Genomic DNA, 21,707 nt, shown 5'->3' with positions numbered 1-21,707 from the left:
AATCAGAGCTATTTCATTTTTTTTCTTTTATAGTTACAGGAATACCAGAAACCATAAGCACAACGGTATCAGCAGTTGCATCAATATATTGATTCATCCAACCTTGAAGTTCGGTAAATTTTCTTCCAACTGCTGTATCAGCATGAAGCCCCATACCAATTTCATTCGTGACAATGATGATCGTTGTATTTTCTTGATTGGCAATTGCATCAATTTCAGCTTTAGCTTGCTCTAAGCACAAAGAAATATCGTTTTTAGTATCTACAAAAAAGTTCGTTAACCAAAGTGTAACACAATCTACAACGGCTACTTTCCCTGAAAAATTAATTTCGCTCAAGTGTTTTTCTTTTTCAATATTAATCCATCTTTCGTCGCGATCGTTTTGATGGCGATCGATTCTTTTTTGGAAGTCATCATCCCATTTTCGGGCTGTCGCCACATACATTGGTTTATCCGCCAATCCTTTTGCTAGATTTTCGGCATAACTGCTTTTCCCTGAGCGTTCACCACCAGTTATTAAATATATCATTTTAATTGTAAATTATTAATTGTAAATTATTATAACATCTTTTTTGCCAATTGAGTAACTCATTTCTTGACATCAACTTTTGATTTAGTCGTTAAAATAATACTTGTTATAAGTTTTAATATTGATATTGCATCGTTATTTATATTTTCATATTCTTTTTCATTTAAATAATCCGTAGCTTTTAATAATTCTAACCAATAAACTACCTCATTAACTTCTTTTTGTGCAATCGCAAACTTGTGAATAAAATCTTGCTTGCTCTCTGCATGTTCTGCTTCACGAATCATAGCCCCAATACTTGTCCCTGATCTTAATAGCTGCTTTGATAGCACAAACTCTTTTTTATCACAACATAGATATTGATATAATCTAACTATTCGTACAGCAAAATCAAAACTCTTGGTTTTGACAATATTATCTCTCATAATTTATAATTTATAATTTATAATTTATAATTATTAATACGGACAATGTCTACATCCATTGGTACAACAATGCCCTCTTTTAAGATGAAACCAAGCCTTAAAAACATAGTTCCCATTTTCTAGATAATAGTCGATTTCTTCTAACAGATTAGTCGTTTTGGGTAAATCTTTAGCTATAGTATTTGTTGCCGTTTCGGGAGTTATTGTAGCAACATATTCGTCAATTTTAGTGGAACAAGCCGTTGTAAAGCAACTTACGCAAAGGCAATCCACTACTTCTGACGGATTATAAATGGGCGGAAAATCGTTGCACCAACATTTAGCTCCTTCAGGTGTGTCCCCACAATGAAAAGGAGTTCCGCAGGTAGAACAGTTTTTTATTCGATTAGCGGTTGGAAAAGTATCAGTCATTATTTCACTTTTTCATTAAAATGAAAAGACAAATATTTGTGCTTTAATGTACTTGGAACTTCAAAAAGATCTGGATGAAATAGTGCTGCCAACAATTCAATTCCGTCTACAACGGTCATGCTAGGTTGCGTAAACAAATCGGCATCAGCTAGAAAAACAGCATTATTTTGAACTGCTTTTAAAGTCTCCCAACCTTCTAATTTTGTCAGCGCTTCAATTTCTTGCCCCGAACGGCTGACTTCAAAACCACAAGGTGCCACAACCAAAACCTCTGGATTATAGAGCAAAATACGTTCCCAATCCGTAACAATCGAATAGCCAGATGGATTCGAAAGCATATCAACGCCTCCAGCTTTCGAAATTTGATACGGTATCCAATGTCCACAATTATAAATAGGATCCAGCCACTCCATAACCATAACTCGTTTTAATGGCGCGTTATTTTTGCGAAGCGTATCCAGAATAAAATCGGTTCGTTTTTTTAGTTTTGCCAGTAACTCATAAGCACGCTCTTCTTTATCGAAAGCCTTTGCAATCGTTATCGCATTTTGATAAATATCGTCTAAATTCCTAGGGATAAGTGCGATTAATTCAGGCTCTTTTGACAATTTATAAATGGAACGAGCCACATGACTGGTGTCTATTTGACATACATCGCAAACATCTTGGGTAAAAATAATATCCGGAGCAATCGATTCTAGTAAAGCATCGTCTATATAGTATAAACTTTTTCCTTGTGCCTTTGATTGTGATACAATTTGGTCTATTTCCTTGCTTGTGTGATTGGTACCTTCAAGATAGGAACGAACTACTTTTGGTTTATCCGAGTGGCATTCAAAAGTAACACCAACCAATTGACTTTCTAATCCCATTTCGTAAATCATAGAAGTGGCAGCTGGCAGAAAAGAACAAATTTTCATCATTGTAGTTATCAATTTAAGGTTTTTTTTACTGGCTTTTTTTAAATAAAAACAGAAAAAAAACGAAGTACAAATATAAAGGTATGCAGCTAACTATTAGTATAAATCTTATTTTATGTTTTATACTTCCTGCCTCATTTTAAAAATTTGATTCTGATTATAAAAAAATTATAATTTACCTTTGTCTTCAAATTTGCAAAAAATCATGAAAGGAAATACGCTGAAATTAACTTATTTTATATTGTTTTTAATGCTAATTGGATGCAAAAAAAACGAGCAAACTTCAATAAAAACAGTAGTTACAACTGGGAATTCCATAACGTATTCAAAAAGTCTAGCTATCTTTAAGCACGAAGGCTATTCAGTAGTAAAAGTTTCAAACCCTTGGCCTGAAGCAAATAAGGACTTTACTTATATACTAAAAGAAAAAAACGGCAGCATTCCTGACAGCCTGCAAAAATATATTACAATTTCAGTTCCTTTAGAAACGATTGTGGTTACCTCGACCACAAATATTCCTTTTTTGGAAATGTTACACGTTGAAAAAAAATTAGTAGGTTTTCCTCATACCGATTATGTTTCATCCGAAAAAACTAGGAAACTAATTGATGCCGGCGCAGTTAAAAACATAGGACAAAACGAAAAATTAAATACTGAGCAACTGATTGAATTAGCGCCTGATTTAATGGTAACTTTTGGAATTGATAACAATAATCCTATGATTGATAATCTACAAAAAAGCGGTCTAAAAGTGCTCATTCAAGCCGATTGGATGGAACAAACTCCACTTGGCAAAGCAGAATGGATCAAGCTTTATGGTGCTTTGTTTGGAAAAGAAAAAAAGGCCAAACTATTATTTGATGGAATTGTCAAGAATTATAATGATGCGAAACAATTAGTGGCCTCCCAGAAACCCACAGCAACCGTTTTGTACGGCTCTATGTATCAAGATCAGTGGTATGTGGCAAGGGGAAACAGCTGGGTTGCCCAATTCATGAAGGATGCTAAAGCGAATTATTTATGGGCTGCTGTTGAAGGAACTGGAAGCCTTAGTTTGTCGTTTGAAAAAATACTGGAAAAAGCCAAAACTGCCAAATACTGGATTGCAACAGGTTCTTTTAAGAATCTAGCAGAATTTGAAAACAGCAATCCGCATTACGATCAATTTGATGCTTTAAAATCTAGAAATGTGTATACTTTCGAAAGTAAATTAGGCAGTACAGGAGGAACTGTATATTATGAAGTTGCCGCCAGTCGACCGGACTTAGTATTAAAAGATTACATAAAAATATTCCATCCGGAATTGCTTCCAAATTATACATTTACTTTTGCACAAAAACTGAATTAAATTGCCTCATCAAAAACGAAATATAATTTTATTTTTCTTGCTCACTTTTGTGCTTGTGCTTTTGTTTTTTGTAAACATTAGTTTGGGTTCTATTACGATTCCTTTTAAAGAAATCTACACTAGTTTAACGGGCGGTCAAGCCAGCAAATCTAGTTGGGAGTACATTATTATGAATTACCGTTTACCCAAATCCATTACAGCTGTTTTAGTTGGAATGGGACTGTCGATAAGTGGTTTGTTGATGCAAACTTTATTTCGAAATCCACTAGCAGGACCCTATGTATTGGGACTAAGTTCTGGTGCGAGTTTAGGAGTAGCTTTTGTACTTTTGGGAGCTGGCTTTTTGCCACCATTTTTGAGTACTATAATACAATCACCTTATGGAGTTGTTTTGGCTTCAACCATAGGAAGTTCAATCGTTTTGATAGCAGTATTATTGGTGTCCCAAAAGTTACGTGATACTATGGCTATTTTAATTGTAGGATTAATGTTTGGTAGCTTTACCAGCGCAATAGTAGGTATTCTCACGTATTTTAGTACAGCCGAAGAGTTGCGAAAATTTACATTTTGGTCTATGGGAAACTTAGGCAATTTATCTTGGTCTTCTATTTTAATTTTGACAGTTTGTGTTGTAGCAGGACTGTTGTTGAGTGTTTTTAGTATCAAACCCTTAAACGCTTTATTATTGGGCGAAAATTACGCTCGTAGTTTAGGTATGAATTTCAAAAAAACACGCTTAATTATAATTTTCGCCACCAGTATTTTAGCAGGAAGTATCACCGCATATGCAGGCCCAATTGCCTTTATTGGACTAGCCGTTCCGCATATTGCAAAATTACTATTTCAAACCAGCAACCATGCGGTATTGTTCTGGAGTACGTTGCTTTTAGGAGCATCAATAATGCTCATTTGTGATGTGATTTCAGAGTTACCTGGATTAAATATCACGCTACCCATCAATGCGGTAACCTCTATAATTGGCGCTCCAGTTGTAATCTGGTTATTGGTTAGAAAACGAAAAATGATTGCCTAATGGAAAACAAAATCATCTTACAAGCCTCTCAAATCAGCATTGGGTATTCTCATAAAAAAAAGCAAACAATAGTAGCTTCTGACATTTCTATTTCTTTAAAAAAAGGAAAACTAATTGCTTTAATTGGTGCCAATGGCATAGGAAAATCAACACTTTTAAGAACAATAACAGGAATACAGAAACCGCTAGTTGGTGCTGTTTTTCTGAATGAAAAGAAAATTACTTCTTATGAACCTTTGGACTTAGCACAAAATCTAAGTATCGTTTTAACCGAAAAATTACCTCCCAGTAATTTAACCGTTTTTGAGCTCATTGCCCTGGGAAGACAACCCTACACCAACTGGATGGGAACTTTATCTGACATTGATATTGTAAAAGTTAACGAAGCCATGTCGTTGACACAAATTAGTCATTTAGCCGCCAAAAAGCATTATGAAATCAGTGACGGACAATTACAAAAAGTACTGATTGCACGAGCTTTAGCGCAGGATACTCCGTTAATAATTTTGGATGAACCCACTACCCATTTGGATTTATTGCATAAAGTAGCACTGTTCAAACTTTTAAAAAAACTCACACAGGAAACCGGAAAATGCATTTTGTTTTCTACGCATGATATCGATATGGCCATACAATTGAGTGACGAAATGATTATTATGACTCCAGAAATAGTGCTACAAGACGAACCCTGCAAATTCATTGCAAAAGGCAGTTTCAACACGCTATTTAAAGACGAGCATATTGTTTTTGATCCTGAAAAAGGGAAGTTTGTAATTTCTTAAACGTTCAAACTTATTTGCCTTTTTGCTTCACCAATAACAAACGCTACAGAATTCGCTATGTTAAAACTTCTGATTAGTGGGGACATAGGAATAGTTAAGTGATTTTCGAACTGTGCGAGAACTTCTTGGCTCAAGCCTTTACTCTCTTTACCAAAAACCAACCAGTCGCCATCCTGAAAATCAGTTTCTAAATACGATTTTGAAGCATGAGAACTCATTAAGAAAACGCGTGACAAGTCTGATATCTGCGCTTTCCATTCGGCCACATTTTGATACTCCGTCACATCAAGATGCACCCAATAATCCAATCCAGAACGTTTTAGGTTTTTATCATTAATGACAAATCCAAAAGGATGAATTAAGTGCAAACGACTTTCTGTGCCCACGCACAAGCGGCCAATGTTTCCGGTATTGTTAGGTATTTCAGGTTCTACTAGAACGATATTTAACATATTATACTTTATTAAAATATTGAAAAATTAAAAGATTAAAAAATTCAGATCGAATCCGTTACATCTCTATTTGAAAATCCTCAACTTCTTTAACTTCCCCTGCCTGTAAATCATTGAGATGCATGTTTCCAATTCGAACACGAACCAAACGTAACGTGGGGAAACCAACAGCGGCCGTCATTTTACGCACTTGGCGAAATTTGCCTTCGTTGACTGTAATCGATGCCCAAGAAGTGGGACCATGACGGTCATCTCGAATTTTTTTTCCGCGTTGGCCAAAATTAGGAATTTCATTCAAAATAAAGGATTGGCAAGGCTTAGTTTTATATTTGGCACCGTTAAATCCGATTTCAACTCCCTTTTTTATTTGATCAATGGCTTGCTGATTGATAACGCCATCTACTTGCACATAATATTCTTTATCTACTTTTTTACTTCGAATAATTTCGCTCATCATCCCATCAGTAGTCAACAATAACAACCCTTCTGAATCTTCGTCAAGACGTCCAATTGCCATTGTCCCAATCGGAAAATTATACAACTCCCCCAGCAATTTCTTTTTTCTTTTTAACTCGTAAATAAACTGACTTAAATATCCGTAAGGTTTGTGAATGATGAAGTGAGAATGCGACATTTTATTCGATTGTTTGTGTGAGCAAAGATAGTTTTGTTTTTGATGGATTTAAAATCGTGTCGCTATACAATTACTATTAGAAAGCAAAAGCTATGTTAAATGATTGAACTAATAAGGATTTTTGTCGTAATCTTATAGTAGCATAAAATAGTAACTTTTAAAAATAATATCATGCAAAGCGACGATTTAAGTAACAAAAAATCCAATAATAAACAAACTACAAATGAAGGATTAAGCGGAAATAATAGTCCCGAAGATCCTGCCACAGGCGCATCAATACTTAAAGAAGAAGTAGAAATTGACGCCAGTGGGAATGAAAAACTGGTGCAAAGAGCCCGTAATGTTGACCAAAAAATAGCTTCTATACCAGAGCCTGAAGAAAGGAATTGGAATGAAAACGAAAGTTTAAGTCGCGGTGTATCTTCAGAAAAAGAAACCATGAGAACCGTTGAAAATGAAGATTACAACTCTGATATTACAGCAAAAAGATATCCAAATGAACACCCAGATAACAAAGAAAATCGCGGAAATATAAAATTGGACGAATAAAATAGTCTCATAGCGCTATACCAAAACAGAAATACTGTTTTACAAAATTTTAATAGCTGGCAAGGAATTTATTTCTTGCCGGCTTTTTTATTGAATTAAAAAAAGGTATTTAATATCGGTTGGCAAAAAAGAAAAATAAGTGTCCAAATCATTAATTTTTAAAATACTGAATTAGATGAATTTATAATATTCTCTTAACATTAAAACTTATAAATTTGCGACCTAAATTTACTTTAAATCTCTATGAAACAGAATTACTATTTGCGCTACATTGTAGCTTTTTTTACTTTTTTATACTGTTTTTCAACAACGGTACTGGCACAAGGAACATCACCTGTGCCACAAAATTTACCTTATACACAAGATTTCTCTAGCCTTGCTTACACATCCACAACCTATCCTGCTGGATTTCAAGGTTGGAAAACAGCTACATCCGCAACTTCTTTACCTTCAGGTACAACGCCATTCTTAACAACTGGAGTTTTACTTGCAGATCAACCTTTAATAGCAAGCAGCGGTGCTAGTAACACTTCCGGTAGTACTCATAACTATGATGGAAAAATAGGAATGCTAAATAGTGGTAGTAATGACTTTGCCATTGGTTTTGCTATTAACACTTCTGGCAAATTAGGCATTGAAGTACAATACAATGCTATGACAATTCGTAATCCATATGGCACATCAACAAATACTCGAATTAACGAAATGGCATTGCAGTACCGCGTAGGTACTACTGCTGATTTTATTACTTTGCAGAATACAACATATCAAAATAATACTACAACACAAACAGGTTCTGGAGTAACTACACCACAAAATCCTCAAACGATTAAAGTAGTACTCCCTTCGGAATGCGATGACAAAGCGGTAGTTCAAATAAGATGGATTTGCAGGCAAATTTCTGGAGGTGGCTCACGACCATCTTTTGCCATTGATAACATTAGCATTATTAATGATGTTACTTCTCCAGTAAATGCAGATGGATTTCCTAAAATAAACAGAATCCTTTCTGATGGATTTGATTTTTTGACTAAAATTAATGAAGCTGGAAAAACTTATTTTATAGTTGAAGCTTCAGGAAGTACTACTCCAACCGCTACACAAATAAAGGAAGGAACAAATGCTTCTAATACTGCAGCTTTACGAGCTGGAACGCTTACAATTGTTAATCCTGCTTTAGAATATACCCAAAACAATACTGGATTAATTTCGGGTACTGCTTATGTGGTTTACTCTGTATCAGAAGATACTGCAGGAAACTTACAAACTACAGTAAACACATTAAATGTTACCACTTCGAGCGTTGCAGTGCCTTCTATTACAACGTCTAAAACGGCACTAGATTTTAGTTTTGTAGAGCAAAATTTCAGTTCAACACCATTAAATTATCAAATAACAGCACTCAATTTAGCAAGTGATGTAATAGTAACTGCATCAGGAAATTATACCATTTCAAAAGCGGCAACTACAGGGTTTGGAACGAATTTAGTTTTTGCAGCTGCTGACTTTAATAATGGAGCAACACCAACCGTATATGTGAAATTTGCGCCCAATACAACTGGCGTTTTTTCAGGTCAAACAAACCATGCAGCTACAAATGCAACTACTAAGTCTGTAAGCTTAACAGGTATAGGAATAAATCCCTACATCCAAGATTTTAATGATGTAAATGTTCTTTCTAACAGTGGCTGGACGGCATACAGTGTAACTGGCGATAGGATTAAATGGGCAAGCACAACCTCTCGTTTCAATAGCTCACCCGCAGCGGTACAAATGAATGGTTTTTCTGAAAATGGTGCTAGTAAAGACTGGTTGATTTCCCCAAATTTACGTTTAGATACATTTAATCAATTTCCGTTATTGTCTTTTTATTCCCGTAAATTTTTCTCAGGAACACCTCTTAAGTTAATGGTCTCAGTAGATTATGATGGAAAAAGCAACCCTGAAAATGCAACATGGACCGCATTAGAAGGAGATTTTCCTACCACAACGGGTACATTTAAACAATCACAATTCATCAACTTACAAGCATATAAAACCGACCACACCTATATTGCTTGGGTTTATGAATCGACTGGTTCTGGATCCGGTTCTGATAGTGCGGAATGGACACTGGATGATGTACGAATAGCAAATAATGAAACATTTATAGCATCTAACCCTAATTTAAATTTTGGAGAGGTTAGCCCTAACACTACTTCATCAAGTCAATCATTTGCATTTATGGCAGGTGGTTACGGTGATATCAACCTAACTGCTCCTTCTGATTTCCAAATATCAACTGACAATACTAACTTTCAAACTAGTGTAGTGATCACCGCTGCCGAGGCTGTAGCTGGCAAAACAATTTTTGCTCGTTTCGCTCCCTCTGTAAAAGCCCTTACCATTTCTGGTCCTTTGAAGTTAACTGGAACAGGACTTAATCAAGAAGTTGGCGCTTTCAAAGGTTCTTCCATAACTAAAGCGGAAACTTTTGATATTGTTACCTATAACTTAGAATTTTTTGGAACTGATGTTAAAGATACAGGCGGAACTGAATTTGGTCCAACAAATGATGCGCTACAAATAGACAACGTGGCCAAGGTCATGAATACTTTAAATGCAGATGTTTACGCTGTTCAAGAAGTTTCGGATGATGCAGCTCTAGATCTGTTACTAACTAAAATAAGTATTAACGGAAAAACTTTTGCGAAATCAGTTTCTCCAGTGTGGTCACGCTCGTTTCAAGCTCCAGATGCAAATTTTCCACCGCAAAAATTAGTAGTGATTTACAATACACAAACTACTGCAGTAAAAAAGACACGTGTACTATTCTCTAAATTGTACGACGAAGTACGTGCTGGAACAAAAACACTCCCTAATTACCCAGGTGGCGACGGTTCAAGCTTTTATTCGTCTGGTCGTTTACCGTATTTAGTTGAAATAGAAACAAATATTGGTGGTGTCAAAAAAGACATTAAAATTGTAGATCTTCATGCTAGAGCCAACAGCGGAGGGGATATAGCACGATACAATATGAGAAAATATGATGTCGAAGTTTTAAAAGACAGTTTAGATGTTGAGTTCCCAAATGCCAATGTAATGCTCTTAGGAGATTTTAATGATGATGTGGATCAGTCCGTTATTGCTGGTAATCCTTCCTCTTATCAAAAAATGGTTGAAGATACTGCACGTTACAATACATTGACACTGGAAATCAGTAAAGCAGGCGCTTTTAGCTACTTGTCTTCTGGTGGTTTTCTGGATCATATAGTAGTCTCAAATGAACTTTCAGATGAATACGTACCAAATTCGATAATGGTTTACGATCCAAGAACAGACATACTTAGTTACACGACTACTACGTCAGATCATGGCCCAGTAATCGCACGATTTGAACTTAAAGAAGACATTACGTTAAGTACCAATGATGTTATAGGTAAAGATGAGTTGAGTGCAATTGCTTACCCAAATCCAACTATTGACTCATTTAATGTGGTCGTGAATTTAGAAAACACAACAGATTTACAGCTTAATATTTACGATGTTTTAGGACGATCAATGGGTATGCCGTATAAATTGAATAGCAGTTCTAATGGCAATACCACTACTATAAATATCGCTAAACTTCCTGCTGGAATATACATTTATACCGTGAGCGATGGCAACAAAGTAATGTATAAAAATAAAATTGTTAAAAAATAAATAGAATTAATTTTTTAAATAAAAGCCAGATTTCACAACTGAAATCTGGCTTTATTTATTTAAAGTATTTACAAAATATGGTATAAGAGTGCACTTATTACTAGGTTTATTCGAGTACATTCAGCAACTTAATTAACAACCGTATTACGACTTTACTGCAGTCTTTTTGCCAACAGCAATTAATAGCATTCCAAAAAATAAAAACGTCAATAGCATAAAAAAACTATTACGAATCACTTCAGAATATCCCAAAGCGTTTACATCAACAAATGGATACGGGTAAAAATCAAAAAAAGCACCGCGAATTAAGGTATAAATTAAGTACACAAAAGGAAAAATTAGCCATTTAAAAATTGTGCTATATTCCAATTCTTTCTTGGTTACAAATACAATCCAATACAATAAAACTAATACTGGAATTACGAGATGTAGCAACTCATCTACTATTTTTTGAGAACCTGTGGGAGCCCATAAAAAACGTAAGATAACGTTATAAACCAGCCCTACTATTAAAATATACAAAGTAATGGCAGTTGCATTCTTCGCTTTTGAAAAAAACAAACCCCAATTGGATTTAGGCCCCAAGCAAAGACAGGAAAAGCAAATTGCTACGAGAATATTGATCTGAATAGTAAAGAAACTAAAAAACCGAACAATGGTTTCAGGAAGTGAAGCCACACGGTTAATGATAATAAGATACAATTGAAAAATCACAGCAAACCAACCCACAATTGAAATTGTAGCACAAAATAGCGTTTTGAATTTTAAAGATTTATCCTGCATGTATTCTAAAGTTTAAAGATGAAGTTAATACTAAATTTATAATTTAATGAATGCTAAAAAATAAATAAGATTTTGATTTCTCAAAAGAAACTCGAAAACTTTTCTTTATTTTTACAAACTTACAAAAAGAAATTTTATGTCAAATATGCTTCCATTTTTATTGATTTTCATAGTTGCGCTCGCTATAGGTATTTTCCTTGGTAAGATGCTATACGCTGCACGATTCCAGTCCGAAAAAATTAGTTTAGAGGAGAAACTCATTGCTTCCAGTTCACAGTTTAATCAACTAAAAGAGCAAATTATAACGGAGAAAATAGCCTTTGAAAAACAATTAAAAACATCCAATACTGAAAAAGAAAATATCAGAAGTGAAAAGGACAGTCTTGCAATTCAACTCTCAAAAAAGGAAGTAGATTTTGAGAATCTTTGGGAACGAAACAAAGAACAAAAAGAAGAAGTAGAAAAACTTCAAGAAAAATTCACGAAAGAATTTGAGAACCTAGCCAATAAAATATTAGAGGAAAAATCGAATAAATTCACTGAACAGAACAAGGAAAACATGAAAAATATCTTGTCCCCTTTGCAGGATAAAATTCAATTGTTTGAAAAGAAAGTCGAAGACACACACAAAGAAAGCATCGATTACCATGCCGCTTTGCGTCAACAAATATTGGGATTGCAAGAAATGAATATCCAAATGAGCAAAGAAACTATCAACTTGACAAAAGCATTAAAAGGGGATAGCAAGATGCAAGGCAATTGGGGCGAACTCGTGCTGGAACGTGTGCTAGAAAAATCAGGTTTAGAAAAAGGACGAGAGTATGAAGTACAGCAAGCCTTTACAACTGCTGATGGAAACCGCGTTTTCCCTGATGTAGTGATCAATTTACCAGATGGCAAAAAAATGATTGTAGACTCTAAAGTTTCTTTAACTGCCTATGAAAAATATATCAATGAAGAGGACGACGAGGTAAAAGTTGGTTTTTTAAAAGAACACGTTAATTCTATAAAACGTCACGTAGAGCAATTAGGCAACAAGAACTATCAGGATTTATACCAAATTGAAAGCCCAGATTTTGTATTATTATTTATTCCTATCGAACCTGCTTTTGCTTTGGCACTCAATGAGGATACTAGTTTGTACAACAAGGCATTCGAGAAAAACATTGTCATAGTTACTCCTGCCACTTTATTAGCTACTTTGCGAACTATTGACAGCATGTGGACCAACCAGAAGCAACAAGAAAACGCACTCGAAATTGCTAGGCAGGCTGGTGCTTTATATGATAAATTCGAAGGTTTTGTGGGTGATTTAATCAAAATCGGAAAAAAAATAGACGAAAGCAAAACAGAATATAGTGGTGCCATGAACAAACTGGTAGAAGGCAAAGGAAACTTAATTGTAAGTGTCGAGAAATTAAAAAAAATGGGGGCTAAAGCTAAAAAAGCACTTCCTGAAAGCATTTTAAACCGAGCAGAAAAAGACGAAAATAAACTTTTAAACTAAATCTAAAATGAGAAAAATTTTATTGATTATCACAGTTATCCTTGTAGTAGCAGTAGCAGGATATTTTGGCTTTTTATACACAGCAACCTACAGTGAAGGCGTGCGATCTGGTGAGTTGATCAAGGTCAGTCACAAAGGAGTTGCATTCAAAACTTGGGAAGGTGAAATTAGTCAAGGAATTTCTGGAGCACAGATTTTTACTTTTTCTGTGATGGATAGTGAAGAAAAAGTGATTGCTGATTTAAAAGATATGGAAGGTCAATATGTTCAAGTGAACTATGTGGAGCGCTACCGAACGTTTCCGTGGTGGGGAGACACTCGCTACTTTATTGTAGCCGTAAAAAAAGTAAACTCGCCTTTCAAAATCAAATAAATGAATAGGACCTTTAAAACTGTAGCTTCATCGAATATCAGTATTTCAGAATTAATGCTTCCGTCGCACACTAACTTTAGCGGAAAGATTCATGGAGGTTACATACTGTCTTTGTTAGATCAAATTGCTTTTGCCTGTGCATCAAAATTCTCTGGAAATTATTGTGTAACGGCATCCGTAGACACTGTAAATTTTCTTAAGCCTATAGAAGTTGGCGAACTAGTAACTATGAAAGCTTCTGTAAATTATGTTGGTAAAAGTGCTATGGTTATTGGCATTCGTGTAGAAGCCGAGAATATACAAACAGGAACAATCAAACATTGCAATTCCTCTTATTTTACGATGGTTGCCAAGGACGAGCTAGGCAATAGTATGCTTGTTCCAGGATTAATTTTATCTAATAAAAATGAAGTGCGCCGCTTTTGCAATTGTATCAAACAAATAGAGTTGAAAAAAGAAAAAGAACTGCACGAAGAAAAATTTGATTACAACTCAGTAGCGACGCTAGAAAACTTAAAAAAATACAACGTTAAATTAGAAATACAAGACTAACTTAAGCAAACGTTAGTTCTAAATAAAATCAAGAAACACTGCTAAAACATTAAATAAAATTCCTTTTTTTTTAATTAAAACGTACAAAATAATACATTTTATTTATTTTTTAGTCGTCAAAGTCTTATGTTTTAAAAAATAATTTTTGTAACTTTAAGTAATTTAATTCATCAATTCTATGAAAAAAATTACAATAGCGTTACTTTTACTTTTTGCCGTGCAACTGCTTGCTCAAGAAAGAATGATGACAGATCGTGCAAACGTATCTTTTGAAGCCTCTATTCCATTTTTTGAAGAAGTAAAAGCTATTAATAAAAAAGCAAGCTGTGTTTTAATAACTAAAACTGGTGATTTTACTTGTTGGATGTATGTTAAGGATTTTCAGTTTGAAAGAAGTTTGATGCAAGAACATTTTAACGATAATTACTTAGAAAGCAACGAGTATCCTAGAGCTATTTTCAAGGGTAGAATCGAAAAATTTGATTTAAAAAATTGTACTTCAACTGCAAAACAGCATCAAATCAACGGGAAAATTACTATTCATGGTAAAACTAAAAAAATAAACTGTGTCGGTTTTTTGAAAAAAATAGACAACCGATTAGAACTTGTGACATCAGTTATAGTAAACACAGCTGATTTTAACATCAAAATTCCCGCCATAGTAGATACTAAAATATCCAAAACAGTGAAAATTACAGTCAGTTGCGTCCTACAATAAACTTATTTTTTTAAACAATCTCTTAATGCAACTTCCAAGTTTTTAAATTTAAATTGAAAACCAACTTGTTCAATTTTATCAGATGAAACCCTGCGTCCTGTCAAAACAATAACCGCCATTTCGCCCATTACCAATTTTAGAATAAAAGCAGGAACATTGGGCAACCATATCGAATATCCATATATGCGGGCTAAGGTTTTAGAAAAGATAGTGTTAGTGGTATCATCTAAAATAGCTGCATTATAAGCACCTTCCATTGTAGGATTTAAAATCGCTTGCAAATACATACCACACAAATCATCAATATGAATCCATGGCATGTATTGCTCGCCGGAGCCTATAGCGGAACCCAATCTATTTTTAAAAAGCGGAACCAGTTTACTCAAAAAACCTTCGTTTTTTCCCAACACTAAACCGGTACGAATTTTAACCGTTCTAATGTTTAAATTTTCTATAAAATCTAGTGACTCTTCCCACTTCTGACAGGTATAACCCAAGAAATCATTAGCAGGCGTCATTTGTTCTGTACAAATTTCTTGTCCATTTACAGCACCATAAATACCAATTGCTGATGCTGAAATAAAGGCTTCTAGTTTCTTATTATTCTTTTTTAACACCGAATACAACAGTTGAGTAGACTGCTCTCTACTATCGATAATTTCAGCTTTTCGTTTGGCTGTCCATCTTTTTTCTGCAATATTTTCACCAGCCAAGTGTATAATAAAATCCGCTTTTAAAACTGCGTTTTCATCAATTGTCATTTTGGCAACATCCCATTTGTAATAAGAAATACCATCTCTATTTTGTTTTTCAGTTCTACTCAGTATAGAAACAGAGTATCCTTTTGAAACTAATAAACTTGCTAAATGACCCCCAATAAATCCAGAACCTCCACTTATTAAAACATTTTTTTTCATAGTAGTGTAAAACTAACAATTTATAACGATATAAAATTATATTAAATTTTGTTTAACTTTATTAATATATAGTTAAACATTTACTACCTTTATACTCTAATTTGAAATACATAAAAATGGCAACTAAAAAATCAAGCATCACAAAGGATAAAATAGTTTCAATGTACATGAATTATGTACTTGAAAACAGTGAAAAACCTAAGTCAGTTTATCATTTTACAAAACTGAATGATTTTACAGAAACAGAATTTTACGCGTTTTTTGGAACTATAGAAAGTATCGAAAAAGAAATTTTCAAAATGTTTACTGAGAAAACAATCGATTTACTGCACAAAAATAAGGAATACGAGATGTATGATATGAGGAGTAAAATGCTCAGTTTTTACTTTACCTTCTTTGAAATCCTTACAGCCAACAGAAGTTATGTTGTAATGGTCTTAAAGGAACACAACAATCAATTAAAAAAATTAGCGCTTTTATCGGGTTTAAGAAATAGCTACAAAAATTTCTTAATCGAAATTATCACAGACGATTTTAGAACGCAACAAGAACGATTTCAAAGTTTCCAAGAAAAAACATTTATTGAAACGTCTTGGATTCAGCTTTTGTTGACTATGAAGTTTTGGTTAGATGATTCCTCTCCAGCATTTGAGAAAACAGATATTTATATCGAAAAATCAGTGAAAGCAACATTTGAATTGATGAACATTGCTCCTATTGACAGCTTAATTGACTTTGGAAAATTCATTTTCAAAGAAAAAATATACAATAAATAATGAAAACAATTGACTACATCCCAACTTCAAAAATTGAAAGAGCTACTAAACTGGTGCAAACTGGTGCAAAAGTGGGCGTAAATTATTTGAAGTACTACGGAGAAAAAATAGTAAACTCTGACTTGACACGTGATAAATTAAACGAAGACAATGCTGAAGATATCTATGATGGACTTAAAAGTTTAAAAGGAAGTGCCTTAAAAGTAGCGCAGATGCTAAGCATGGACAAAAGTTTTTTGCCACAAGCCTATGTTGAAAAGTTTTCATTATCGCAATTTTCAGTTCCGCCCTTATCAGCGCCATTGGTTTTGAAAACATTCAAAAATAATTTTGGGAAAACACCAAATGAAATTTTTGACGAGTTCAATGCTAATTCTGTAAATGCAGCAAGTATTGGGCAAGTACATGTGGCGGTAAAAAACGGCAAAAAACTAGCCGTTAAAATTCAATATCCGGGTGTTGCCAACAGTATTTCTTCAGATTTATCCATGGTAAAACCTATTGCTATTAGGATGTTTAACTTACAAGGCAAAGATTCTGATAAATACTTTAAAGAAGTAGAAGACAAACTAATTGAAGAAACCAATTACTTATTAGAACTAAAACAAAGCCAAGAAGTTGTTGCAGCTTGCGAAAAAATTGAAAATCTTGTTTTTCCACGATATTATCCTGAATTTTCGACAGAAAAAATCATCACTATGGATTGGATGACGGGAAATCACCTTTCTGAATTTGCAAAATCCAATAGCAATAAAGATATAGCTAACAAAGTGGGTCAAGCCTTATGGGATTTCTATATGTATCAAATTCATATTTTGAAAAAAGTACATGCTGATCCACATCCTGGGAACTTCTTAGTGAACGATAACAATGAATTAGTCGCATTAGACTTTGGTTGTATGAAACAGATTCCTAATGATTTTTACACGCCTTATTTTGAATTGATTGACAAAAAAGTAATCAACGATCCCAAAATTTTTAATGCCAAATTATTTGAATTAGAAATATTAAGAACGGATGATACCAAAGAAGAAATAGCTTATTTCACGGATATGTTTCATGACTTATTATCCTTATTTACAAAACCGTTCCAAGCAGAAACTTTTGATTTTTCTGATGAATCATTTTTTGACAGTATTGCACAATTAGGGGAGCGTTTTTCGAAGGATACGAATTTGAAAAAAATGAATGGTAATCGTGGATCGAAACACTTTATCTATATGAACCGTACATTTTTTGGATTATACAATTTGATGTTTGATCTAAAAGCAACTATAGTGGTTAACGAATATAAGATATACAACTAGTGAAAAAAGGCAACCTACCCTCTAAAATGTGCTTGGTCTGCAACAGACCATTTGATTGGCGCAAGAAATGGGAAAAGGTTTGGGATGAAGTAAAATATTGTAGCGAAAAATGCAAAAGAAACAAAAAGGGTTAATCTGGTTTAGAAATGATTTAAGAGTTCATGATAATGAATCCTTATTTAATGCTGTGGAAAATAATGAAAGCGTGATCGCGGTATATTGTTTTGATCCAAGACATTTTGAAGAATCTCGATTTGGTTTTAAAAAGACAGAAAAATTTAGAGCTAAATTCCTAATCGAATCAGTAGCAGAACTAAGATCGAATTTGTCGAAATTAAATATTCCGCTTTTAGTCCATTTTGATGAGCCTGAAAAAGTAGTTCCACAAATTAGTACTGAGCATGACATCACGACTGTTTACTTTCAAAACGAATGGACCAGTGAGGAATCTAAAGTACTTGAAGCTGTAAAAGCAAATTGCAAGGAAACCAAATTCTTGGGAACGTACAATCAGTTTTTATTTCATCCAAAGGATATTCCGTTTTCTATAGAGTCGATTCCAAATGTTTTTACACAATTTAGAAATCAATGCGAAAAACGTTCTAAGGTAAGAGAAGAGTTTGAAATACTCGCATTACCCAAGCAAAACTGGCAGGAAATTACAACTGAAATCCCGACTTTAGAAAAACTTGGTTTTGATGCTTTTATCCCAGATCCAAGATCAGCATTTCCATTTTTAGGTGGTGAAAATCAAGCCTTAAAAAGACTGAAAAATTATTTTTGGGAAACCAAAAAATTAAGCGTTTACAAACTGACGCGTAATGGTTTAATAGGAGCCGATTTTAGTTCTAAGTTCTCACCGTGGTTGGCAAACGGTACACTTTCGCCTAGAAGGATTTATTGGGAGATTCTGAATTATGAAGAAGAGATAGAAAAAAACGAATCTACTTATTGGCTGATATTTGAATTGATTTGGAGAGATTATTTTAAATACATTTCCTTGAAAAATGGAGACACCATATTTAAAATTGGTGGAATATTAGATAGAGATTACGATTGGAAAAACAATCAATTAGCGATAAAGGGTTGGATCAACGGGACCACAAAAGAACCATTTGTAAATGCCAATATGATCGAACTACGCGAAACAGGTTTCATGAGTAACCGTGGCAGACAAAATGTAGCGTCTTATTTTGCCAAAGATTTACTGATTGATTGGCGTATTGGAGCAGCGTATTTTGAAGCCATGCTTGTAGATTATGATGTACACAGCAACTACGGAAACTGGATGTATGTTTCAGGAGTAGGAAACGACCCTAGAGATCGTAAATTTAATATCAAGTTGCAAGCATCCAATTATGACGGGCAATTTAAATTTCAGAAATTGTGGCTGCAACAAAAATTATTTTAAAAAAATAGATGAGTATAAATAAAAAACATATAAATGTAGTTTGGTTTAAAAGAGACCTTCGTTTACAAGATAACGAAGCAATTTTTAATGCAACTAAAACAGGTATTCCGACCTTGTTTCTTTATGTTTTCGAAAAATCACTAGAAAATGATTCCCATTACAGCAAGAGACATTGGAATTTTATAAAGCAATCTCTGTTAGATATCAACAAGCAATTGGAAAAATCCAATACTAAAGTGCTAGCCGTTTCATCAGAAGTACTTCAAGTTTTTAATATTTTAGAGGAAACTTATAAAATTGACAATGTATATTCTCACCAAGAAACAGGTTTGAAAATCACCTATGAAAGAGATAAAACCTTTAAACGTTTCTGTAAAAATAATTTAATCAACTGGGAAGAAAATATCAATAATGGTATTTTTAGAGCTCTCAAAAACAGAAATAATTGGGTTTCTAAATGGGAAGATTATATGAATCAGCCGCAGTTTGACTTTGATCCAAAACCAGATCATTATATCAGTGTTGAGGAAATCAATGAACTAGAAACTGTTTTCGAAAAAGCAGATTTAGCAACTGTCCCTGATACCATTTTCCAAAAAGGAGGTGCTACTATGGCCGAGAAATACCTCAAGACTTTTTTTGATGAACGCTATCATAATTATAGTTCTCACATATCAAAACCCTTACTAGCGCGAAAAAGTTGCAGCAGGTTGTCACCTTATATAGCTTGGGGAAATTTATCCTCTAGACAAGTTTTACAAAAAGCAGCCACCTTTAAATTACACTGCAATGATAAAAAACAAATAGACTCGTTCCTATCCAGACTGACTTGGCAAGCTCATTTCATACAAAAATTTGAAATGGAGGAAATTATGGAGTTCGAAAGCGTAAATAAAGGTTTTCATTCTTTGGATAAAAAAGTGAATGAAAATTACATTATTGCCTGGAAAACGGGACAAACAGGATTCCCATTGGTAGATGCTTGTATGCGCTGCCTAAATGAAACTGGTTATCTAAATTTTAGGATGAGAGCGATGTTAGTTTCCTTTTTTACTCATAATTTATGGCAACCTTGGCAGCAAGCAACACAACATTTATCACAAATGTTTCTAGATTTTGAGCCAGGTATCCATTTTCCGCAGTTGCAAATGCAAGCGGGTGAAACAGGCATTAATATGTTGCGTATTTACAATCCGATAAAAAATAGCTACGAACACGATTCTGAAGGTGAATTCATTAGAAAATGGGTTCCAGAATTAAGAAGCTTACCCCGTGCTTTTATTCATGAACCGTATAAAATGACGTATTTGGATCAAAAATTTAACGACTTTGAAGTTGGTGTCAATTATCCAAAACCTATTGTGAATATGGAAAGAACACGGAAATTTGCTAGTGATTTTTTATGGAAAATGAAGAAAAACCCACTGGTAAAAGAAGAAAGTACCCGAATATTACGATTACATACTATGGCAGATATTGGCGATAGTGAATAATATTTAACAAACCGAATTTAAACAAGTACAAGAATTTAATATTTAAAATAGCGTGACCACAAAAAAAGAACTTACCGATTTAGAAAAAGACAGAATCATCGAAATGGCATGGGAGGACCGAACCACTTTTGATGCTATTTTACTGCAATTTGGATTAAAAGAGCAGGAAGTAATCAACTTGATGCGAACCGAAATGAAACCGTCTAGTTTTAGAATGTGGCGTGAACGTGTGCAAGGTCGTAAAACCAAACATGAAAAATTACGCGAATTCCGCGAGGGTCGTTTTAAATGTACCATGCAGCGACAAATCAATAACAATAAAATTTCAAAAAGATAATTTTAGATACCTATAAATAAACTTGCCCTTAATTTATATAACTGATTAATAATAGATATGAAAAATATAGTAATCATTGGTGGTAGTAAAGGAATTGGTAGTGCCATTTTGTTGCAACAATTAGAAACAAACATAGTTTACAACATCAGCAGAAATGCTCCTGAGATCACACACCCCAACCTCAAACATTTTTCGGTAGATGTTTTAAAAGAAGCACTTCCTGAAATTGAAGCGATAGACACTTTGATTTATTGCCCGGGTTCTATTAACTTGAAACCTATTGGAAGTTTAAGCATTGACGATTTCAAAAACGATTTTGAAATTAATGTGATTGGTGCAGTGAAGGCCATTCAAAAATATTTACCTGTTCTAAGAAAAGGTACAGATCCTTCAATCGTTCTGTTCAGCACAGTAGCGGCAAAATTAGGGATGCCCTTTCACGCGAGCATCGCTACTGCAAAAGCGGGTGTCGAAGGATTGGTAAAATCATTGGGGGCTGAACTAGCTTCGGTTGTACGCATCAATGCTATAGCACCAACTATTACCGAAACATCTCTTGCAGCTGGTATTCTAAGAAACGACCGTATGAAAGAAAACATGATAGAACGCCACCCAATGAAAGGCTATCTAAAACCTGCAGAAGTTGCGAACATGGCCCACTTCTTAATTTCTGAAAATGCTAAATCCATATCCGGTCAAATATTTGAAATGGACTATGGAATAGTTACATTTAAAATTTAAAAAAAATTGATTACCATAAAATTGA

Annotated in this window: 24 protein-coding genes; 16 read left to right on the top strand and 8 right to left on the bottom strand. The window is 34.1% G+C overall.

Features of this window, described 5'->3' with window-relative positions; genetic code table 11:
- Positions 1-13 precede the first annotated feature (13 nt).
- The 4 genes from ACNQGO_RS08960 to ACNQGO_RS08945 are packed head-to-tail and all read right to left on the bottom strand — an operon-like array spanning position 14 to position 2,288.
- Positions 14-529, bottom strand: a complete 516-nt coding sequence (locus ACNQGO_RS08960) for a bifunctional adenosylcobinamide kinase/adenosylcobinamide-phosphate guanylyltransferase (RefSeq protein ID WP_417985040.1) — start codon at positions 527-529, stop codon at positions 14-16.
- A gap of 59 nt (positions 530-588) precedes the next feature.
- Positions 589-954 carry a four helix bundle protein gene (locus ACNQGO_RS08955; protein WP_417968815.1) on the bottom strand — a complete coding sequence of 122 codons (366 nt, stop codon included), beginning with the start codon at positions 952-954 and terminating at the stop codon, positions 589-591.
- Between the two features lie 33 nt (positions 955-987).
- Entirely contained in the window at positions 988-1,365 is a 378-nt protein-coding gene (locus tag ACNQGO_RS08950; protein WP_417985039.1) for a DUF5522 domain-containing protein, read from the bottom strand.
- A complete protein-coding gene (locus ACNQGO_RS08945) occupies positions 1,365-2,288 on the bottom strand; it encodes an ABC transporter substrate-binding protein (protein WP_417978946.1) in 924 nt (307 codons plus the stop codon). Before ACNQGO_RS08945 ends, ACNQGO_RS08950 begins: the two co-directional genes overlap by 1 nt.
- Positions 2,289-2,490: 202 nt before the next feature.
- Between ACNQGO_RS08945 and ACNQGO_RS08940 the strand changes: the two genes are divergently transcribed.
- Genes ACNQGO_RS08940 through ACNQGO_RS08930 form a run of 3 tightly spaced genes read left to right on the top strand, consistent with a single transcriptional unit; the run spans position 2,491 to position 5,448 of the window.
- Positions 2,491-3,633 carry an ABC transporter substrate-binding protein gene (locus tag ACNQGO_RS08940; RefSeq protein ID WP_417978945.1) on the top strand — a complete coding sequence of 381 codons (1,143 nt, stop codon included), beginning with the start codon at positions 2,491-2,493 and terminating at the stop codon, positions 3,631-3,633.
- 1 nt (position 3,634) lies between these two features.
- Positions 3,635-4,666: an iron chelate uptake ABC transporter family permease subunit gene (locus ACNQGO_RS08935; RefSeq protein WP_417978944.1), complete on the top strand. Its 1,032-nt coding sequence runs from the start codon at positions 3,635-3,637 to the stop codon at positions 4,664-4,666.
- A complete protein-coding gene (locus ACNQGO_RS08930) occupies positions 4,666-5,448 on the top strand; it encodes an ABC transporter ATP-binding protein (protein WP_417978943.1) in 783 nt (260 codons plus the stop codon). The genes ACNQGO_RS08935 and ACNQGO_RS08930 overlap by 1 nt, the downstream gene beginning before the upstream one ends.
- On the opposite strand, the gene ACNQGO_RS08925 is transcribed toward ACNQGO_RS08930, so the two are convergent.
- Both ACNQGO_RS08925 and ACNQGO_RS08920 read right to left on the bottom strand, forming a co-directional pair.
- On the bottom strand, positions 5,445-5,900 hold the full coding sequence (locus ACNQGO_RS08925; RefSeq protein WP_417978942.1) for a tRNA (cytidine(34)-2'-O)-methyltransferase: 456 nt from the start codon (positions 5,898-5,900) through the stop codon (positions 5,445-5,447). The two genes, ACNQGO_RS08930 and ACNQGO_RS08925, sit on opposite strands and share 4 nt — an antisense overlap.
- 58 nt (positions 5,901-5,958) lie before the next feature.
- Positions 5,959-6,534 carry a pseudouridine synthase gene (locus tag ACNQGO_RS08920; RefSeq protein WP_417978941.1) on the bottom strand — a complete coding sequence of 192 codons (576 nt, stop codon included), beginning with the start codon at positions 6,532-6,534 and terminating at the stop codon, positions 5,959-5,961.
- Between the two features lie 171 nt (positions 6,535-6,705).
- Here ACNQGO_RS08920 and ACNQGO_RS08915 point away from each other — a divergent pair, with 171 nt between their 5' ends.
- Both ACNQGO_RS08915 and ACNQGO_RS08910 read left to right on the top strand, forming a co-directional pair.
- The gene (locus tag ACNQGO_RS08915; protein ID WP_417978940.1) at positions 6,706-7,083 is read left to right on the top strand and encodes a hypothetical protein; all 378 of its coding nucleotides are present in this window, start codon (positions 6,706-6,708) and stop codon (positions 7,081-7,083) included.
- 243 nt (positions 7,084-7,326) lie between these two features.
- Complete coding sequence (locus tag ACNQGO_RS08910; RefSeq protein WP_417978939.1) at positions 7,327-10,767, top strand: choice-of-anchor J domain-containing protein; 3,441 nt, start codon at positions 7,327-7,329, stop codon at positions 10,765-10,767.
- A 144-nt stretch (positions 10,768-10,911) separates the two neighbouring features.
- Here the strand turns inward: ACNQGO_RS08910 and ACNQGO_RS08905 are convergent, their stop codons facing one another.
- Positions 10,912-11,550 carry a Pr6Pr family membrane protein gene (locus tag ACNQGO_RS08905; RefSeq protein ID WP_417944626.1) on the bottom strand — a complete coding sequence of 213 codons (639 nt, stop codon included), beginning with the start codon at positions 11,548-11,550 and terminating at the stop codon, positions 10,912-10,914.
- 136 nt (positions 11,551-11,686) lie between these two features.
- On the opposite strand from ACNQGO_RS08905, the gene ACNQGO_RS08900 reads away from it, so the two are divergent.
- The 4 genes from ACNQGO_RS08900 (at position 11,687) to ACNQGO_RS08885 (ending at position 14,700) form a co-directional block, all read left to right on the top strand.
- Positions 11,687-13,057, top strand: a complete 1,371-nt coding sequence (locus ACNQGO_RS08900) for a DNA recombination protein RmuC (RefSeq protein ID WP_417978938.1) — start codon at positions 11,687-11,689, stop codon at positions 13,055-13,057.
- Positions 13,058-13,064: 7 nt separating this feature from the next.
- Positions 13,065-13,430: a 6-phosphogluconate dehydrogenase gene (locus ACNQGO_RS08895; RefSeq protein WP_417944628.1), complete on the top strand. Its 366-nt coding sequence runs from the start codon at positions 13,065-13,067 to the stop codon at positions 13,428-13,430.
- Positions 13,431-13,982 carry an acyl-CoA thioesterase gene (locus tag ACNQGO_RS08890; RefSeq protein ID WP_417985038.1) on the top strand — a complete coding sequence of 184 codons (552 nt, stop codon included), beginning with the start codon at positions 13,431-13,433 and terminating at the stop codon, positions 13,980-13,982. It begins immediately after the preceding gene.
- A 178-nt stretch (positions 13,983-14,160) separates the two neighbouring features.
- The gene (locus ACNQGO_RS08885; RefSeq protein WP_417985037.1) at positions 14,161-14,700 is read left to right on the top strand and encodes a YceI family protein; all 540 of its coding nucleotides are present in this window, start codon (positions 14,161-14,163) and stop codon (positions 14,698-14,700) included.
- 2 nt (positions 14,701-14,702) lie between these two features.
- Here the strand turns inward: ACNQGO_RS08885 and ACNQGO_RS08880 are convergent, their stop codons facing one another.
- Positions 14,703-15,617, bottom strand: a complete 915-nt coding sequence (locus tag ACNQGO_RS08880; protein ID WP_417985036.1) for a TIGR01777 family oxidoreductase — start codon at positions 15,615-15,617, stop codon at positions 14,703-14,705.
- Positions 15,618-15,733: 116 nt separating this feature from the next.
- Between ACNQGO_RS08880 and ACNQGO_RS08875 the strand changes: the two genes are divergently transcribed.
- Genes ACNQGO_RS08875 through ACNQGO_RS08845 form a run of 7 tightly spaced genes read left to right on the top strand, consistent with a single transcriptional unit; the run spans position 15,734 to position 21,682 of the window.
- Positions 15,734-16,393 (top strand): TetR family transcriptional regulator C-terminal domain-containing protein, encoded by a 660-nt coding sequence (locus tag ACNQGO_RS08875; RefSeq protein WP_309757017.1) that lies wholly within the window; start codon positions 15,734-15,736, stop codon positions 16,391-16,393.
- Positions 16,393-17,700: an ABC1 kinase family protein gene (locus ACNQGO_RS08870; protein ID WP_417944633.1), complete on the top strand. Its 1,308-nt coding sequence runs from the start codon at positions 16,393-16,395 to the stop codon at positions 17,698-17,700. The genes ACNQGO_RS08875 and ACNQGO_RS08870 overlap by 1 nt, the downstream gene beginning before the upstream one ends.
- Positions 17,700-17,834, top strand: a complete 135-nt coding sequence (locus tag ACNQGO_RS08865) for a DUF2256 domain-containing protein (protein WP_417944634.1) — start codon at positions 17,700-17,702, stop codon at positions 17,832-17,834. Before ACNQGO_RS08870 ends, ACNQGO_RS08865 begins: the two co-directional genes overlap by 1 nt.
- The gene (locus ACNQGO_RS08860; RefSeq protein WP_417985035.1) at positions 17,810-19,111 is read left to right on the top strand and encodes a DASH family cryptochrome; all 1,302 of its coding nucleotides are present in this window, start codon (positions 17,810-17,812) and stop codon (positions 19,109-19,111) included. Before ACNQGO_RS08865 ends, ACNQGO_RS08860 begins: the two co-directional genes overlap by 25 nt.
- Before the next feature lie 8 nt (positions 19,112-19,119).
- Positions 19,120-20,604, top strand: a complete 1,485-nt coding sequence (locus ACNQGO_RS08855; RefSeq protein WP_417978929.1) for a cryptochrome/deoxyribodipyrimidine photo-lyase family protein — start codon at positions 19,120-19,122, stop codon at positions 20,602-20,604.
- 52 nt (positions 20,605-20,656) lie between these two features.
- Positions 20,657-20,941 (top strand): TIGR03643 family protein, encoded by a 285-nt coding sequence (locus ACNQGO_RS08850; RefSeq protein WP_309758573.1) that lies wholly within the window; start codon positions 20,657-20,659, stop codon positions 20,939-20,941.
- A 57-nt stretch (positions 20,942-20,998) separates the two neighbouring features.
- Positions 20,999-21,682 carry an SDR family NAD(P)-dependent oxidoreductase gene (locus ACNQGO_RS08845; RefSeq protein WP_417985034.1) on the top strand — a complete coding sequence of 228 codons (684 nt, stop codon included), beginning with the start codon at positions 20,999-21,001 and terminating at the stop codon, positions 21,680-21,682.
- Positions 21,683-21,707 lie beyond the last annotated feature (25 nt).

It is taken from the genome of Flavobacterium frigidum (genome assembly GCF_048286735.1).
Classification (GTDB): Bacteria; Bacteroidota; Bacteroidia; order Flavobacteriales; family Flavobacteriaceae; genus Flavobacterium.
The sequence above is the reverse complement of the archived record's forward strand: the minus strand, read 5'-3'. Positions and strand labels throughout refer to the sequence as shown.

Excerpts from the sequence above, each read along its gene's own strand:
- ACNQGO_RS08925 (WP_417978942.1), bottom strand. The coding sequence starts at position 5,900 with ATGTTAAATATCGTTCTAGTAGAACCTGAAATACCTAACAATACCGGA.
- ACNQGO_RS08960 (WP_417985040.1), bottom strand. The coding sequence starts at position 529 with ATGATATATTTAATAACTGGTGGTGAACGCTCAGGGAAAAGCAGTTAT.
- ACNQGO_RS08875 (WP_309757017.1), top strand. The coding sequence starts at position 15,734 with ATGGCAACTAAAAAATCAAGCATCACAAAGGATAAAATAGTTTCAATG.
- ACNQGO_RS08845 (WP_417985034.1), top strand. The coding sequence starts at position 20,999 with ATGAAAAATATAGTAATCATTGGTGGTAGTAAAGGAATTGGTAGTGCC.
- ACNQGO_RS08895 (WP_417944628.1), top strand. The coding sequence starts at position 13,065 with ATGAGAAAAATTTTATTGATTATCACAGTTATCCTTGTAGTAGCAGTA.
- ACNQGO_RS08915 (WP_417978940.1), top strand. The coding sequence starts at position 6,706 with ATGCAAAGCGACGATTTAAGTAACAAAAAATCCAATAATAAACAAACT.
- ACNQGO_RS08920 (WP_417978941.1), bottom strand. The coding sequence starts at position 6,534 with ATGTCGCATTCTCACTTCATCATTCACAAACCTTACGGATATTTAAGT.
- ACNQGO_RS08940 (WP_417978945.1), top strand. The coding sequence starts at position 2,491 with ATGAAAGGAAATACGCTGAAATTAACTTATTTTATATTGTTTTTAATG.
- ACNQGO_RS08870 (WP_417944633.1), top strand. The coding sequence starts at position 16,393 with ATGAAAACAATTGACTACATCCCAACTTCAAAAATTGAAAGAGCTACT.
- ACNQGO_RS08880 (WP_417985036.1), bottom strand. The coding sequence starts at position 15,617 with ATGAAAAAAAATGTTTTAATAAGTGGAGGTTCTGGATTTATTGGGGGT.
- ACNQGO_RS08930 (WP_417978943.1), top strand. The coding sequence starts at position 4,666 with ATGGAAAACAAAATCATCTTACAAGCCTCTCAAATCAGCATTGGGTAT.
- ACNQGO_RS08890 (WP_417985038.1), top strand. The coding sequence starts at position 13,431 with ATGAATAGGACCTTTAAAACTGTAGCTTCATCGAATATCAGTATTTCA.
- ACNQGO_RS08945 (WP_417978946.1), bottom strand. The coding sequence starts at position 2,288 with ATGATGAAAATTTGTTCTTTTCTGCCAGCTGCCACTTCTATGATTTAC.
- ACNQGO_RS08900 (WP_417978938.1), top strand. The coding sequence starts at position 11,687 with ATGTCAAATATGCTTCCATTTTTATTGATTTTCATAGTTGCGCTCGCT.
- ACNQGO_RS08955 (WP_417968815.1), bottom strand. The coding sequence starts at position 954 with ATGAGAGATAATATTGTCAAAACCAAGAGTTTTGATTTTGCTGTACGA.
- ACNQGO_RS08855 (WP_417978929.1), top strand. The coding sequence starts at position 19,120 with ATGAGTATAAATAAAAAACATATAAATGTAGTTTGGTTTAAAAGAGAC.
- ACNQGO_RS08860 (WP_417985035.1), top strand. The coding sequence starts at position 17,810 with ATGCAAAAGAAACAAAAAGGGTTAATCTGGTTTAGAAATGATTTAAGA.
- ACNQGO_RS08905 (WP_417944626.1), bottom strand. The coding sequence starts at position 11,550 with ATGCAGGATAAATCTTTAAAATTCAAAACGCTATTTTGTGCTACAATT.
- ACNQGO_RS08910 (WP_417978939.1), top strand. The coding sequence starts at position 7,327 with ATGAAACAGAATTACTATTTGCGCTACATTGTAGCTTTTTTTACTTTT.
- ACNQGO_RS08885 (WP_417985037.1), top strand. The coding sequence starts at position 14,161 with ATGAAAAAAATTACAATAGCGTTACTTTTACTTTTTGCCGTGCAACTG.
- ACNQGO_RS08950 (WP_417985039.1), bottom strand. The coding sequence starts at position 1,365 with ATGACTGATACTTTTCCAACCGCTAATCGAATAAAAAACTGTTCTACC.